This is a genomic window from Streptomyces sp. NPDC059398, from assembly GCF_042751845.1.
In the GTDB taxonomy this organism is placed as follows: Bacteria; Actinomycetota; Actinomycetes; order Streptomycetales; family Streptomycetaceae; genus Streptomyces.
The window spans coordinates 63,483-78,349 of sequence record NZ_JBHYWP010000015.1; the positions used below are offsets into that span (position 1 = coordinate 63,483).

The following is a 14,867-nucleotide window of genomic DNA, read 5'->3' on the forward strand; positions in this document are numbered from 1 at the left end:
ATCACCTTTCCAAGGACGTGAAGGACGTATCGGAACAGGTCGGGAACGGCGGGGGGCGAAGAGCGGCGGCTGAAGGGACGGCGGGTCAGCCCTTCAGGGCGCCGCCGAGCGCGAACCCGCCGCCCAGCCTGCGGGTCAGCAGGAGATACAGCATCACCACGGGAAGGGTGTAGACGACGGAGAAAGCGGCCAGCTGCCCGTACTGCGTCTGGTCGTGGGCGCTGAGGAAGGTGAACACGCTCACCGAGGCCGGCAGCTTCTCCGGCGACAGCAGCAGTACGAACGGGACGAAGAAGTTGCCCCACATGCTGATGAAGGTGAACACGGTGACGACGGTGACCCCCGGCCACATCAGCGGCAGCACCACCCGGGCCAGCGACTGCATGGCGCTCGCGCCGTCGATCCGGGCCGCCTCCTCCAGGACGATGGGCACACCGTCCATGAAGTTCTTCATCAGCCAGATCCCGATCGGCAGCGCGGACGCCGTCAGGAACAGCATGGTGGCGGCCATCGAGTCGATCAGCTCGACCTGTACGAACATGCTGTAGACGGGGATCATCACGGCGGTGATGGGCAGCCCGGTGGTGAACAGGACGGTGTACAGGAACGGGCGGCGCAGCCGGGAGCGGTAGCGCGACAGCGGATACGCAGCCAGGATCGAGACGGCCACACAGAGCAGGGTCGCCCCGCCGCACAGCAGCAGGCCGTTGAGCAGCGGCCGGAAGGTGGTGTCGGTGTTGAGGATCGCGTGGAAGTTGTCCCACGTCGGCGGTGCGGGCAGGCTCAGTTCGAAGCTGGCCGTGGAGCTGACGGACGCGAACACCATCCAGACCAGCGGCAGTACGAACAGCAGGCTGATCACCAGCAGGACGAGGTTGACCGCGACCCGCGCGGGCCGGATCCGGCGGGGCGCGGTCCCCGCGACAGGTGCGGAACGGGTGTCCGGGTCCCGGCGGCCCGCCCCGGCCGCCGTCCGCAGATCGGTGGTGGCCATCAGCTCTCCTCCACCTTGAGCAGCTTGAGGTACACGACGGAGAACAGGGCGCCCACGACCAGCAGGACGAGCGCGATCGCCGTGCCGTAGCCGATCAGGCTGTTCTGGAACGCCTGTTGGTACATGAAGACCGGCAGGGTCTGGCTCTTGTTGCCGGGGCCGCCGCGCGTCATGGCGTAGATCAGTCCGAAGACGGAGAGCGTCTGGAGCGTGATCAGCATCAGATTGGTCATGATGGAGCGCCGGATGACCGGCAGCGTGACATGCCACAGCCGGTGCCACACACCGGCGCCGTCCATCTCGGCGGCCTCCACCAGTTCGCGCGGTACGTCGTTGAGCGCGGCGGAGTAGACCATCATCGAGAACGCGGTGCCGCGCCATACGTTGGCCAGGCACACCGCGAGGATCGGCAGGGTGTACAGCCAGTTCTGCTTCGGCAGGCCGAGCATGCCGAGTACGTCGTTGAGCGCGCCCTGCTGGTAGAAGAAGGCGTACATCAGATACCCGGCGACGACCTCGGGCAGCACCCAGGCGGCGATCACCACACCGTTGGTGAGCGCGCGCACCGGACGGGTGGCCTTCTCGGCGAGGACCGCGAGGCTCAGTCCCAGTGTGTTCTGCCCGATGACGGCGGAGGCCACGACGAACACCAGGGTCAGCCAGAGGGCGTTGAGGAAGTCCGGGTCGCCGATGGCCCGGGTGAAGTTGTCGAGGCCCACGAAGTGCGTCTCGGCGGCGCCGGTCAGCTGGGTGTCGGTGAAGGCGTCGTAGACGCAGTAGAGGATCGGCCCGGCCAGGAAGACGCCCAGCAGGACGAGGGACGGCAGCAGCGGAAGGCCGCGCAGCAGCGACTGGCCCGCGGTGCGGCCGCCGGGCGCGCGCCCCGGGGGAGCGGTATCGGCGGATGCGGCGGCGGATTTCATCGGGCGCCCTTGGCGGTGTTGCCGGAGCCGACCGCCGTGGCCAGATCCTGGTCGTAGGTCTTGGCGGCGTCGTCCACCGAGCTCTGGCCGGTGGTCACGGACTCCATGGCCTTGGTGATGGCGTTGGAGACCTGCGGGTACTTCGGCAGCGCCGGGCGGAAGTGGGTGTACTTGACCAGGCCGGTGAAGAACTTGTTGGTCGGGGTGGCGCCGAGGTACTTCGGGTCGGCGGCCACATCGGTGCGCACGGCGGTCGTCGACTCGATGATGTTCCACTGCGTCGAGTTGTCCCTGTTCTTGATCGCCTTGGTGAACTCCCAGGCCAGAGCGGGGTTCTTGGCCTTGGCCGGGATGGACCAGGCCCAGCCGCCGGACATGCTGACCCGGCCGGGCGCCTGACCGTGCTGGGTCGGCATGGCGGCGGATGCCATGGTGCTGGTCCACTCGGGCCAGGGACGCGGGCCGGTCTTCAGCCAGTTGTTCGCCAGCCATGAGCCCTCGATATTGATGGCGAGCTTGCCCTCGGGGATCAGCTTCGTGTCGGCCTCGGCCCCCGCGTTGGCGCCGAGCGCGGTGGACTTGGGCAGGCCCAGGTCCTCGCTGTAGACGGTGTGCACGAAGTCCAGCGCGTCCTTGAAGCCCCGCGAACCGGTGATCCATTTCTTGGTCTTGGCGTTGTACAGCGAGTCGTCGGCGGCCCCGGCGTCCGCCCCCGTCCCGTACAGCAGCATCTCGAAGCCCTGCATGGTGGACTGCTCGCCGCCGGCCTGGCCGGTGTAGAGGTTCATCGGGGCCACGCCCGGGAGCTTCTTCTTGATGGTCCGGGCGGTGTCGATGATGTCCTGCCAGGTCCTGGGCTGCCAGGGCGTCGCGATCCCGGCCTTCCTGAGCAGGTCCTTGTTGTACCAGATGCCCCGGGTGTCGGTGTCGTCCGGGACGGCGTACGTCTTGCCGTCGGTCGGCGAGGAGACGGCGCCCTTGGCGGCCTTGGCGAACTTGTCCCACTCCGCCCACTTGTTCACATACGCGTCGATCGGTTTGAGGTAGCCGCTCGCAATGTCGGAGTTGATCAGCGCGGTGTCCTCGTAGACCAGGTCGGGCGCGGTCGCGGGCGAACGCATCATCAGCTGGATCTTCGTGTAGTAGTCGTTCTCGGACGCCGTGACCGGAACGATCTCGATCTTCTTGCCCGGGTGGGCCTTCTCGAAGGACTGCTTCATCGAGGTGAGGAACCTCTGCTGCTTCTTGTCGTTCTGGTCCAGGTGCTGCCAGTAGACGACCTTGATCGAATTGCCGCCGCCGGCGGAACCGGATCCGCCGCAGCCCGCGGCGGACAACGTTGTCGCCACGGTGATCGCGAGGGCAGCGAGAAGCTTCTTGCGCATGGTGTTCCTCCGGGGGTGCGGCTCGTATGCCTGGCTGGGGCGTACGACTGCGGGTGGTACGGGTCGTCACTGCGGGAGGTGCGGGACGTACAAGGAGGCGGTGCGGCTCGGGAGCTGTGCGGGCGTGCGGATGACGCCGATCGTGCGGCAGGCGCTGGCGCGTGCGGGATCGTCTGGCGCATTACCTAAATCCAATGGATGGACCAAGTCAACGCCTGCTGCATAATCACGGTGCCCGAATTCCGCCGGCGGGATGACGAGTTCGTGTCCGCTGCTCGTGTCCGCTGCCCCACACGGACCTGCCCACACGGACCTGCCCCACACGGGCCTGCCCACACGGACCTGCACGGAGGAGCGCCCCATCATGCGAAGCGGAACCAACCTGCCCCGGGTGGGTGGTTACAACCAGGCCGTCGTCCTGGACGCCATCCGCACCAAGGGCCCCATCAGCCGCGTCGAGCTGGGACCGCTCACCGGGCTCACCAACCAGACGGTGTCCAACGTCGTGCGGCGGCTGCTCGACGAGGGCCTGATCGCCGAGTCGGGGCAGGCCCCCTCCCGCGGCGGCAAGCGCCGTACGCTGCTGATGCCGCGCGCCGACGGCGCCTACGCACTCGGGGTGCACCTCGACCCCGACGCCGCCGTGATCGCCCTCGTCGACCTCGCCGGATCGGTGCTGCTCAGCCGCCGTCTCCCGCTGCCGCGGCCGAGCGACCCCGAAGAGGTGGTCCGGAAGGTGGCGCGCGCCGCGCTGCGGCTCCCCTTACGCGCCGCCATCGACCGCGGCCGGCTGCTCGGTCTCGGGATCGCCGCGCCCGGACCCGTCGACGGCGTGGCCGGCACGGTGGTGGAGCCGCCGAACTTCGACGGCTGGCGGCGGGTGCCACTCGTCGACATGTTCGCGAAGGCCACCGGTATGGCGGTCGCGATGGACAACGACGCGACGGCCGCGGCGATCGGCGAGCGCTGGATCGGCGGCAGGGAGCGGTCGGACGGCTTCCTCTTCCTGTACATGGGTGCGGGCATCGGCGCCGGCATCATGCTCAACAACCAGGTCCTGCACGGCGATACGGGCAACGCGGGCGAGATCGGCCATGCCCAGATCGAAGCGGGGGACCGCCTCTGCGACTGCGGGAGCAACGGCTGCCTCGGCCCGAACTGCAACCCTGCCGCCCTGGTCGACGAACTGTTCATCCGGCACGGGCCGGCCGCCGCCCGCCGTATCGGACTCAGCGGCGAGCCCGGTGCGGCGCGCGCCGACTGGAAGCTGCTGCGGCGTGCGGTGCGCGCCGGGGACCCGGCGGCCTGCGCGGTGGTGCGTCTGGCGGGCCGCCGGATGGGGCAGGCGGTGCGCGGAGCGGTCGCGCTGCTCGACGTGAGCCGGGTCGTGCTGGGCGGAGAGGCACTCGTCGGTGTCGAGGGCGTGCTGGGTGAGGAGATCGACGCCGCGGTCAACACCACATCGGTGACCCGGGTCATGGGGAGGGTGCTGGTGGAGCCCAGCCTGATCGGCGAGACGGCCGGGGCGGTGGGCGCCGCTTCACTGGTCCTGCACGGGCGCTACGCACCGGGGTGGCGGATGCTGACGGAGATGTCGGGGTGAGGGGGTGCGCGGGGGTGTGCAGGGAGCGCGGGGGAGCGCGCCGGCGGTACGCCTGACAGCGGCGCGCCCGGTATCGGTACGCGTCGTTCCTGGCATCGTTGTCATGACCCTGGACACCCGTCACCTCCGCGTGGTGTCATGCCTCGGCGCTTCTTCCAACGTTGTACAGGCGAGGGAGTCGATGGCAATGGCCGACCGCAGCCGACCAGAGGCCCGCCCAACCGGGCCGTGGCGGAGACGACTTGTGGGTGTGGCGGCCCTCGGGCTGCTGAGCTCGTTCCTGGGGACCGTGGGTGCGACGGAGTCCGTGGGTGCGACGGAGTCCACCGCGCCGCGAGCGGACGCCGGAGCGAGAGCCGTCGTCTCGGGCGACGCCCGGTTCGAGGTGCTCTCACCCACACTGATCCGTACCGAGTACGCCGGTGACGCGCACTTCGTCGACGCGGCGACCTTCAACGCGGTCGGCCGGGACTCGTTCGCCCGGACGCCCTTCAGGAGCAGCACCGAGCACGGCTGGCTGACCATCCGCACCAGCGCCCTCTCCCTCAAGTACCGCGTAGGATCAGGTGAGTTCAGCGGTGACAACCTCACCGTGGCCGAGCGCGCGGGCGGACAGGACGTCAGTGCCCACCCCTGGCCCGCCCCGGCCCGGTGTGTGGTCGGCGAGGGGTGCGAGGCCGAGGACCTCGACCTGAGCGGTGTCGACACCGCCACCGATCACGGGGGCTACACGGGCCGTGGCTTCGCCGCCGGGTTCATCGGCACCGGGACATCGCTCTCCTTCGCCGTGGATGTGCCCGCGGCCGGGACGTACGACGTCAGCACGCGGTACGCCAACGGGACGGCCGGGGACGGCAAGCACACCACCCGGAGCCTTGGTCTCGCCGTGGACGGCAAGGACGGCACGGCGCTCGAGCTGCCCGCCACCGCGGACTGGGACACCTGGTCCGTCGCCACAACGTCCCTGGAACTGACGGCCGGTGAGCACACCCTCACCCTCACCCACACCCCGGACGACTCCGGCAACGTCAACCTCGACAGTCTCGCCGTGCACCAGCCGGGCTCGCCCTATCCCGCCCCCACCAGGGCGGTCCGGGACTGCGCCTTCGCCGCGGTGTGCGAGGCGGAGACGGGCACCCTGGACGGCCCAGCCTCCGTCGGATCCGGCCACAACGGCTACTCGGGGCGCGGCTTCGCCACCACCATGGACAGCGCCGCCGCCCATGACACGCTGCACACGGTCGGGGTGCCCGCGGCGGGCACGTACGACCTCCAGCTGCGGTACACCAACAGCACCTCGCCCGCCGACCCGGAGGAGGAACCGGTCGCCCGGCACCTCTCGGTCACCGCGGGATCCGCGCACACCACAGCGACCCTCGCGCCGACCGGCGACTGGGACTCCTGGCGGACCGTCGCGGTGCCCGTAGAGCTGACGGCCGGGGCGAACGACATCACGCTGGGCTGTCCCGACCGGACCGGATGCAGAGCCGATCTCGACACCGTCGCCGTCACCGCGCACGGTGCGCCCCTGCTCGCGCCGCACGCCCCGCTCGGCGGCTACCGCCGCGGACTGGACGGCGTCAACGGCGCCGACGGCAACCCGCGCACCACACCGGGACTGCTCTATCAGGACGGCTGGTCCCTGCTGAACGACACCGCTTCGGCGCTCTACGACCGGACGAGCGGGAAGATCACGCCGCGCCCCGGGCACGACGGCCACGCCTACCAGGACGGCTACGTCTTCGGCTACGGCCATGACTACCGGCGGGCGCTCGCCGATCTGTCCGCACTGACCGGCCCGGACGTACAACTCCCGCGCTGGGCCTACGGCGTGTGGTTCTCGGAGTACCTGGACCGCTCGGCCGACGACTACCGGGCCCTGCTGGAGCGGATGCGTTCCGAGGGAATGCCGCTGGACAGCCTCGTCATCGACACCGACTACAAGTCGCCCGACGCCTGGAACGGCTGGGAGTTCGACACGGCGAAGTTCCCCGACCCCGCGAAGTTCCTCGCCGGGGTGGCCGCGCAGGGAGTGCACAACTCCCTCAACATCCACCCCAGCATCCTGGGTTCGGACCCGCAGTTCGCCCAGGCGCAGCGGACGGCCAAGGGGAAGCTCCAGAAGGGCGACTGCGCCCCGGGCGGTGACTGCTACACCTTCGACTTCGGCGATCCCGACCAGCTCAGGGCCTATATGCAGCTCCACGACACCATGGAGCGGCAGGGCGGCGAGGTGTGGTGGATCGACTGGTGCTGCGACGACTCCCGCTCCACACTCGCCGGTGTCACCCCCGACGCCTGGCTCAGCGCGCAGTACGCCGCGCGGGGCGGGGCCTCGGGACCCGGCTTCGCCTTCTCCCGCGCCTACGGCTCCCTCCAGGCGGGCGGCTACAGCTCCCCGTCCGCCGTACCGACCGGGCCCTGGGCCGACAAGCGCACCACCCTCCACTTCACCGGCGACACCGCGTCCAGCTGGGGCACCCTGCGCCAGGAGGTCGGGTACACACCGGGCGAGAGCGTGGCCACCGGTCTCTCCGCCATCAGCCATGACATCGGGGGCCACAACGACACGACAGGGCTCCAGGGTTCGGACACCTACCAGCAGGACGGCCAGGTGACGCACACGCACAAGCTGCCCGACGACCTGTACGCGCGCTGGGTGCAGTTCGGTGCGTTCCAGCCCGTCGACCGGCTGCACAGCAACCACAGCGACCGGCTGCCGTGGCAGTACGGCAAGGCGGCGGAGGCGTCCGCGAAGAAGTTCCTGAAGCTGCGCGAGGCGCTCGTCCCGTACACGTACACGCTGGCCGACGAGGCACACCGCACCGGCACCCCGATGCTGCGCCCGGCCTATCTGGAGTACCCGCAGGAACAGGAGGCGTACGCCACGGCCGGCAGCGAATACCTCTACGGTTCGGACGTGCTGGTGGCCCCGGTGACCCGGCCGGGCGCGAAGGCGACGACCGCCGTGTGGTTCCCGCCCGGCACCTGGACCGACTACTTCACCGGCAGGACGTACCAGGGCGGGGCGACACACGATGTGACCACCGGGCTGGACACCATGCCGGTGTTCGTGAAGTCCGGCGGCATCGTGCCCACCCGCGGCAGTGCTGTGGCGAACGACAGCAAGGACCCCCGGACCGAGGTCGCGCTCACCGTCGCCCGGGGGGCGTCCGGCACCTTCGCCCTGCACGAGGACGACGGCACCCCGGCGAACGGTGGCGGCACGGCGACGACTCCGGTCCGGTACACGGAGACGCCGAACACGTCGACGCTGCGGATCGGCCCGGTGAGCGGCCGCTTCACCGGGCAGGTCACGCGGCGCGCTTGGACCGTCGATCTCACGAACGCCGGGCGGCCCGGAACGGTCTGCGTGGACGGGCGGCGGGCCGGGGCGGACACCTGGACGTACCACGCCGCGTCCCGCACGGTGACCGTGCGGGTTCCCCGCACACCGGTGCGACGGGCCGTCACCGTGACGACCGGCTGCGGGAGGGGGACGCGCGGCTGAACCGGGGAAGGGCCTCGCCGTGCTCATGAGCGGGTGACGAGGGCGGCTCCCCGGCCTGTCAGGCGGCGCCGTCCGGACTGCCGGGCCCGGAGGGGCCACCACCGAGGTCGTCGGGGGACACCCCCTCTTCGAGGAAGAGACCGGCGAGGTCGGGGCTCACTCCTTCGATGCCGTCCCGCAGGGCCTGTTCGGTCCAGATGATCTTGCCGGTCGGGGTGTACCGGGTGCCCCAGTGCTCCGCGAGTCTGGCCACCAGGAACAGCCCGCGGCCACCCTCGTCGGTGGTCTTCGCCTGGCGCAGGTGCGGGGACGTGCTGGAACCGTCCGAGACCTCGCAGATCAGGGTCCGGTCGCGCACCAGCCGTACCCGGACCGGGGGAGTGCCGTACCGGATGGCGTTGGTGATCAGCTCCGACAGGATGAGTTCGGTGGTGAAGGCGATCTCCTCCAGCCCCCAGTCGGCAAGCCGCCGGCTGGCGTCGGTCCGTACCGAAGCGACCGCCGCGGGGTCGGACGGCACCTCCCACTCGGCCACTTGCTCAGGTCCCAGCAGGCGGGTACGGGCCACCAGCAGCGCCACGTCGTCGCTCGGCCGTGGCAGCAGGACGGTGTCGATGACCGCCTGGCAGATCTGCTCCGGATCCCGCCCTGGGTGCCCGGCCAGGGCGTCCCGCAGCAGGGCCAGGCCCGTGTCGACGTCCCGGTCGCGGTCCTCCACCAGCCCGTCGGTGTACAGCACCAGCTGGCTGCCCTCCGCGAGGGGCAGCTCAGCGGTCTCGAACGGCTCCCCGCCGAGCCCCAGCGGCGGGGAGAGGGGCACATCGGGGAAGCCGACCGAACCGTCCGGCCGCACCACGGCGGGCCCCAGATGGCCTGCCCTGGCCACGTGGCAGCTGCCGGCCACCGGGTCGTAGACGGCGTACAGGCAGGTCGCCCCGGTCACCCCGGGCCACTCCTCCCCGGCGCCCTCGTCGGCGTCCATCCGGACGACCAACTCGTCCAGGTAGCCGAGCAGTTCGTCGGGGGCCAGGTCGAGGGCGGAGAAGTTGTGCACCGCGGTCCGCAGCCGGCCCATGGTGGCCGCGGCATGCAGCCCGTGCCCGACCACATCACCCACCACCAGGGCCACCCGGGCCCCGGGCAGGGGGATGACGTCGAACCAGTCCCCGCCCACGCCGGCCTGCGCGGGCAGGTACCGGTGAGCGGCCTCCACCGCCGTCTGACCGGACAGACCACGCGGCAGCAGACTGCGCTGCAGAGTGACGGCCACGGCGTGCTCCCGGGTGAAGCGCCGGGCGTTGTCCAGGCACACGGCCGCCCGTGCGGCCAGTTCCTCGGCGAAGGACAGATCATCCGTCTCGAACGGCTGCTCCTGCTCCGAGCGCCAGAAGCAGGCCCTGCCCAGCACCGTCCCGCGGGCCAGCAGCGGCACCGCGATCAGCGAGTGGATGCCGTGGCCGAGGATCTCGGCGGCCTTCCGCGGGTTGTGGGTCCGCCAGGCGTGCTCGGTCCGCAGATCGGCGATCATGGCCCCCCGGTCCGTGGCGGCGGCGGGCGTCTCCGTCTCCGCGGGCACCAGCTGCACCAGATCACCGACCGGCGCCACCGGCGCGTCGGCCCGCACCCCCCGCACCGCCACCCGGTGCATCTGCGTGCTCGCCCACCCGAGCTCCTTCCCCTGCACCACGGCGTCGGCCAGATCGACCGTGACGAGGTCCGCGAACCCCGGCACCGCCACCTCCGTCAGTTCCTCGGCGGTACGCACCACATCCAGGGTGGTCCCGATCCGCATCCCGGCCTCGTACAGCAGCGTCAGCCGGCCGCGCACTACCTCCGCCCGTCCCGTCAGCGCTGCGAGCTCCGTGGTGTCCCGCAGCGTCGCCACACACCGCGCGGGCCCCGCCGCGCCGTTCGCCGCCGGCCGCACATTGACCCCCAGCAGCCGGTCCCCGGCACGGTGCACCTCGTCGCTCGCCGGCCGCAGTGAGCCGAGCAGTTCCGTCAGCCCCGGCGTCAGCCCCAGCTCCGCGACCTGGCGTCCCTCCGCGTCCGCGGGCAGTTCGAGCAGCCGCCGTGCCTCGTCGTTGGCCAGCAGCAGCCGCCCGTCCTGGTCGACGATCACCACGCCCTCCCGCACCGCGTGCAGCACGGCGTCGTGATGCTCGTACATCCGCGTCATCTCCGCCGGTCCCAGTCCGTGGGTCTGCCGTCGCAGCCGCCGCGACACCAGCACCGAGCTGCCCGCCGCCAGTACCAGCGTTCCCGCCCCGGCGCCCAGCAGCACCGGCATCTGACGGTCCACCGCGCTCTGCACCTTCGCCACCGTGATCGCGACCGACACCAGCCCGACGACTCTGCCGTGGGGCCCGGTGACGCGGACGATCGAGTCCACGGCGGGGCCGCGGCTCGCGCTGAAGGTCCGGGTGGACGCCCCGTGCGTGATGACCGACTTGTACGGGCCGAGGACATGCTTGCCGATCAGCTTCGGGTCGGGATGGGTGTAGCGGATCCCGGAGGTGCTGAACACCACGACGAAGTCGACGCCCGTCGACTTGCGGACCTTCTCGGCCCGCGGCTGCAGAACCGCGGTCGGGTCGGTGCTCGTCACCGCCGCCGCTGTGCCCGGTGCGTCGGCGAACGCCTGGGCCACGTCGAGCGTACGGTCGCGGGCGTCCTGCGTGCCGTCGTGCCGGGCCTGCAGCACCAGCGCCACCACCGCGGCGGCGATCAGCAGCAGCGCGATGATCACCTGCAGGACGAAGATCTGACCCGCGACGCTGCGCAGGGCCGGCAGGAAGGGACGGCGCCCCCGGGTGGAGCCGAAAGACGCCTTGCGTTCACCCATGGGCCGGTCCTGCCGATCGTTTCTTCGAGTACCCGGAGGATTGCTCTGTCCGTCGGGGCGGTGGCCCGCGGACGGAACAAACAATAAGTCCCGGAATCGACCGAAATGGCTCCTTGTTCGATGGTTCGGGGTACCGGCGTCGTCGTAGGTCAGGCCGAGGCGGCGGCGCGCGGGAGTGTGGCGGTGAGGGTGCGCCAGGCGCGGGTGCCGATGTCGGCCGGTGTGCCGTCGAGGATTCTCGCCGTACGGGTCGCCGGTTCGAGTGTGACGGTGGCGAGGCTCGCCCAGCGCCGGCCGAGTGGTGCGTCCGGGTCGGGCAGGCAGGTCACCGGGGGTTCGCCGTCCCCCGTCACCAGGAGAGCGGCGAGGCGGTCCGGAGTGGCCGGCGGTTCCCGGCGGGTCGCTGTGCAGGAGGAGGTCACACGCACCGCCCTTGCCGCCCTCATCCAGGAGGGCGCCGACGCCGGGGAGTTCACCACCGGGGACCCGCTCGGGGTGGCGCTCTGCATCCTGGTCACCGTCGACGGGCTCGGCGCCTACGCCAACGACGACACCACGCTGGACCACCCGGTGCTCAAGGACATGGCCCTCACCACGGCCGAGCGCCTGCTCGGTCTCGCCCCGGGCAGCCTCCGTGCGCTGACCTGACGTATACCCGGGCCGGGGAGCCGTTCTGTCTCAGTCCCCAACTGCTCTTTTTCGCCCAGGGTTTGAGGGCGGGCCCTCGCGGTTCCGATCTCGGGGGCCCGGCCGTCAGGCTGTCACGGAGTGGCCGGCGGGAAGCCGTATCCGGTCCAGTTCGCCACGACCCGTTCCCGCAGATCCTCGGGGAAGGAGTGGCGGAAGGACGCGGTGATCCCCCGGGTGGCGCCTTCGAACTGCTCCGGCAGCAGGCAGCTCAGTACGGACTTGCCGCCCCGGCCGGTCCGCACCTCATCCGGCGTCAGATAGGGGACCATCGGGATGCCCTGCGCCTCGGGGTAGACATACTCGCCGGTGCCCGGGTGGTAGCGGGTGGCCAGGGCCCACACCACCTGGTTGATGTCGGTGATGTCGATGTCGTTCGCCACCAGGATGACCTTGGGCACCAGCCACCCGGTGTGCGATCCGAAGAGGGTGCCGGCCACCGCGTCGGCCAGTTCCCTTTCGCTCAGCCGCATCCGGGCCAGCCGCCGGATGTCGATGGACACGGCGATCCAGCAGGTCGCGGCCTCGTAGGAGCACCAGGCCAGGTCGACGGGCAGGCCGCTGGAGCGCAGCAGGTCCAGGCCGGTCGCGGAGATCATGGTGCCCCAGATGGTGTGGTTCTCCTCCGGGGGGAGGCCCGCCACACAGACCGGCAGGATGGGGTTGTCGCGGTGGGTCACCGCCTCGACATGGAAGACGGGCTGCGGCTTGCTCCCGGCGAACGAGTATCCGTGGTACTCGCCCATCGGCCCCTCCGGAGCCGTCTCGTCCGGGCTGATCCACCCCTCCAGGACGATCTCCGCGTTGGCCGGTACGTACAGGTCGTGCAGCTCGGTCCTGACCACGTCGACGGCGCTGCCGGTCAGGGCGCCCACGTAACCGTCCTCGTTCACCTCGGCGGGCAGCGGCATCCCGGCGGCGGCCAGCGCGGCCGGCGGGGCCCCGAGCACCATGGCCCAGGGGGTCGGCAGCCCCCGCTCGCGCCACATGGCGTGGATCCTGCCGAGGTGCTGCTGCGCCATCGCCGGGCCGACCAAGGTGTTCCGCCCGCCCAGCATGGTGCGGCTGACCGACCAGCTGGTCCATCGCCCGTCGGGGGAGCGCACCACATGGAAGCCGTACGTCCCGAAGTACCGGCCGCCGTCCTCCTGGTGGAGCAGCGGCACCGGGAACCGTTCCAGGTCGACGGCGTCGCCCGTCAGCACGTTCTCCTTGCACGGTCCGGTGCTCACCACCCGTGGGGGGACCGGACTCGCGTGCATCGCGGAGACGAGCCGCTCCAGCAGCTCGCGCGGTGTGGTGTCACGTGCCAGGCCGAAGTGGGCGGCGAGCCGGCCGTACCGCTGCCCGGCGACGCCGCTCAGACCGGCCGGCGCGCCGAGGATCCGGCACCCCGCGTCTCCCTCGGTCAGATTGCTGAACAGCGGGGCCGGGCCCCGCGTCTCGTAGACGCGCCGGGTGATGGCTCCGGCCTCAAGGGTGGGGCTGACCGGCCCGCGGATGTCGACCGCGTCGCCGGCGGCGAGTGAATCCTCCACGAAATCACGGAAGTTGAGGGCGCTGCCGCGTTGAGTGCCGCCGTGCTGTGTGCTGCCGTGTTCTGTCATGACGGGACCTTTCTCGGCCGATGGGCAGGGGGCCGGACCGGCGGGCAGGGGGACCGGACCGGCGCTCCACGGCTTCGGCGTAAGTGCGGGGTTTACGGGATGTGTTGCGCGGGACGGCGGTGCGTCAGATCGCGCTGCCGGCCGGCCGGGGTGACCGTGCGGGGCGGCTGTCCGCCTTCATGCCCTGCCACCGCCGGGCCTGGGGCATGTCCAGACCGAACTGGTCCAGGACACGCGTGACGATGTGTTCGACGACGTCGGCGACCGTCGCGGGGCGGTGGTAGAAGGCCGGGGCCGGCGGCATGACGACGGCGCCCATCCGCGTCAGCTCCAGCATGTTCTCCAGGTGCACGGCCGACAGCGGTGTCTCGCGGGCGACCAGGACCAGCTTCCGCCGCTCCTTGAGCGTCACATCCGCTGCCCGGCCGATCAGCCCCTCGCCGTAGCCGGTACGGATCGAGGCCAGCGTCTTCATGCTGCACGGCACGACCACCATGCCGTCGACCCGGAACGAGCCGCTGGAGATCGATGCGCCCTGGTCGTCGGGGCTGTGGCAGACCGAGGCGAGCGACTGCACCTCGCGGAGTGTGTACGCGGTCTCCTGCGCGAGCGTGGCCCGTGCCCACCGGCTGACGACGAGGTGGGTCTCGACCTCCAGCTCCCGGAGTGCCTCCAGCAGGCGTACGCCCAGCGGAGCGCCGGTGGCCCCGGTCATCGCGACGACGAGTTTCATCCCGCACCTCCCGTGTCTCTGTCGCACACAGTTATGGCGTGTACGTCCTAACGCTCTCCACGGTATAGTACGTGTACGTCCTGATCAATTCGGCCGATCGAAGGAATGGCGGCGGGACATGTCACCGCAGAACGACCAGGACCCCGGCGACCTGCTCACCGCGATCGGCGGGGTCGGGCCCCTGGCCCGCCAGCTGAACCAGGTACACACCCGCCTCTGGTACGAACAGGTCCACCAGGACCTGACCGGGCCGCAGTTCACCGTACTGAGCCTGCTGCAGGCCCGCGGCGCGATGGACCAGGGCAGCCTCGGCGCGCTCGCCAGTCTCGACAAGTCGACCGCGGCGCCGCTGCTGGAGCGGCTGCGGCGCCGCGGTCTGGTGGACATCACCAAGGACGAGAGCGACCGGCGGAGAAAGCTGGTGCGCATCACTGGCAGCGGCCGGGAGCTGGCCACCTCGCTCGCCCCCGCCGTCGCCGCAGTGAGCGAGCAGATGCTCGCCCACTTGTCCCCGCAGGAGCGGGACCAGTTCCTCGCGCTGCTGCGCCGGGCGGTCCAGGGGCCGCAGCGGTAGTCCGG

Annotated in this window: 11 protein-coding genes; 4 read left to right on the forward strand and 7 right to left on the reverse strand. The window is 70.9% G+C overall.

What is annotated here, in order from left to right; translation table 11 throughout:
* Window positions 1-85: 85 nt before the first annotated feature.
* The 3 genes from ACFXBC_RS08275 to ACFXBC_RS08285 are packed head-to-tail and all read right to left on the reverse strand — an operon-like array spanning window position 86 to window position 3,302.
* The gene (locus ACFXBC_RS08275; protein WP_385020080.1) at window positions 86-994 is read right to left on the reverse strand and encodes a carbohydrate ABC transporter permease; all 909 of its coding nucleotides are present in this window, start codon (window positions 992-994) and stop codon (window positions 86-88) included.
* Window positions 994-1,917 carry a carbohydrate ABC transporter permease gene (locus ACFXBC_RS08280; RefSeq protein WP_385020083.1) on the reverse strand — a complete coding sequence of 308 codons (924 nt, stop codon included), beginning with the start codon at window positions 1,915-1,917 and terminating at the stop codon, window positions 994-996. Before ACFXBC_RS08280 ends, ACFXBC_RS08275 begins: the two co-directional genes overlap by 1 nt.
* On the reverse strand, window positions 1,914-3,302 hold the full coding sequence (locus ACFXBC_RS08285) for an extracellular solute-binding protein (RefSeq protein ID WP_385020086.1): 1,389 nt from the start codon (window positions 3,300-3,302) through the stop codon (window positions 1,914-1,916). The genes ACFXBC_RS08280 and ACFXBC_RS08285 overlap by 4 nt, the downstream gene beginning before the upstream one ends.
* A 364-nt stretch (window positions 3,303-3,666) precedes the next feature.
* Here ACFXBC_RS08285 and ACFXBC_RS08290 point away from each other — a divergent pair, with 364 nt between their 5' ends.
* Window positions 3,667-4,905 carry an ROK family protein gene (locus tag ACFXBC_RS08290; protein WP_385020089.1) on the forward strand — a complete coding sequence of 413 codons (1,239 nt, stop codon included), beginning with the start codon at window positions 3,667-3,669 and terminating at the stop codon, window positions 4,903-4,905.
* Between the two features lie 244 nt (window positions 4,906-5,149).
* Window positions 5,150-8,416, forward strand: coding sequence for a TIM-barrel domain-containing protein (locus ACFXBC_RS08295; RefSeq protein WP_385020093.1), 3,267 nt, complete (start codon window positions 5,150-5,152; stop codon window positions 8,414-8,416).
* A 58-nt stretch (window positions 8,417-8,474) separates the two neighbouring features.
* Here ACFXBC_RS08295 and ACFXBC_RS08300 read toward each other — a convergent pair whose 3' ends face one another.
* Window positions 8,475-11,261: a SpoIIE family protein phosphatase gene (locus ACFXBC_RS08300; protein WP_385020095.1), complete on the reverse strand. Its 2,787-nt coding sequence runs from the start codon at window positions 11,259-11,261 to the stop codon at window positions 8,475-8,477.
* Between the two features lie 149 nt (window positions 11,262-11,410).
* Entirely contained in the window at window positions 11,411-11,683 is a 273-nt protein-coding gene (locus ACFXBC_RS08305) for a hypothetical protein (RefSeq protein WP_385020098.1), read from the reverse strand.
* Between ACFXBC_RS08305 and ACFXBC_RS08310 the strand changes: the two genes are divergently transcribed.
* Window positions 11,667-11,909, forward strand: a complete 243-nt coding sequence (locus ACFXBC_RS08310; RefSeq protein ID WP_385020101.1) for a hypothetical protein — start codon at window positions 11,667-11,669, stop codon at window positions 11,907-11,909. The two genes, ACFXBC_RS08305 and ACFXBC_RS08310, sit on opposite strands and share 17 nt — an antisense overlap.
* Window positions 11,910-12,022: 113 nt before the next feature.
* Here ACFXBC_RS08310 and ACFXBC_RS08315 read toward each other — a convergent pair whose 3' ends face one another.
* Both ACFXBC_RS08315 and ACFXBC_RS08320 read right to left on the reverse strand, forming a co-directional pair.
* On the reverse strand, window positions 12,023-13,555 hold the full coding sequence (locus tag ACFXBC_RS08315) for a UbiD family decarboxylase (protein ID WP_385020105.1): 1,533 nt from the start codon (window positions 13,553-13,555) through the stop codon (window positions 12,023-12,025).
* 124 nt (window positions 13,556-13,679) lie between these two features.
* The gene (locus tag ACFXBC_RS08320) at window positions 13,680-14,288 is read right to left on the reverse strand and encodes a non-oxidative hydroxyarylic acid decarboxylases subunit B (protein WP_385020108.1); all 609 of its coding nucleotides are present in this window, start codon (window positions 14,286-14,288) and stop codon (window positions 13,680-13,682) included.
* A gap of 118 nt (window positions 14,289-14,406) precedes the next feature.
* Here ACFXBC_RS08320 and ACFXBC_RS08325 point away from each other — a divergent pair, with 118 nt between their 5' ends.
* Window positions 14,407-14,862 carry a MarR family winged helix-turn-helix transcriptional regulator gene (locus ACFXBC_RS08325; RefSeq protein WP_385020111.1) on the forward strand — a complete coding sequence of 152 codons (456 nt, stop codon included), beginning with the start codon at window positions 14,407-14,409 and terminating at the stop codon, window positions 14,860-14,862.
* The last annotated feature ends 5 nt before the right edge of the window (window positions 14,863-14,867 follow it).

Bases quoted from the DNA above. Each gene is read 5' to 3' on its own strand.
- ACFXBC_RS08275 (WP_385020080.1), bottom strand. From the start codon at position 994: ATGGCCACCACCGATCTGCGGACGGCGGCCGGGGCGGGCCGCCGGGAC.
- ACFXBC_RS08280 (WP_385020083.1), bottom strand. From the start codon at position 1,917: ATGAAATCCGCCGCCGCATCCGCCGATACCGCTCCCCCGGGGCGCGCG.
- ACFXBC_RS08285 (WP_385020086.1), bottom strand. From the start codon at position 3,302: ATGCGCAAGAAGCTTCTCGCTGCCCTCGCGATCACCGTGGCGACAACG.
- ACFXBC_RS08290 (WP_385020089.1), top strand. From the start codon at position 3,667: ATGCGAAGCGGAACCAACCTGCCCCGGGTGGGTGGTTACAACCAGGCC.
- ACFXBC_RS08300 (WP_385020095.1), bottom strand. From the start codon at position 11,261: ATGGGTGAACGCAAGGCGTCTTTCGGCTCCACCCGGGGGCGCCGTCCC.
- ACFXBC_RS08315 (WP_385020105.1), bottom strand. From the start codon at position 13,555: ATGACAGAACACGGCAGCACACAGCACGGCGGCACTCAACGCGGCAGC.
- ACFXBC_RS08320 (WP_385020108.1), bottom strand. From the start codon at position 14,288: ATGAAACTCGTCGTCGCGATGACCGGGGCCACCGGCGCTCCGCTGGGC.
- ACFXBC_RS08325 (WP_385020111.1), top strand. From the start codon at position 14,407: ATGTCACCGCAGAACGACCAGGACCCCGGCGACCTGCTCACCGCGATC.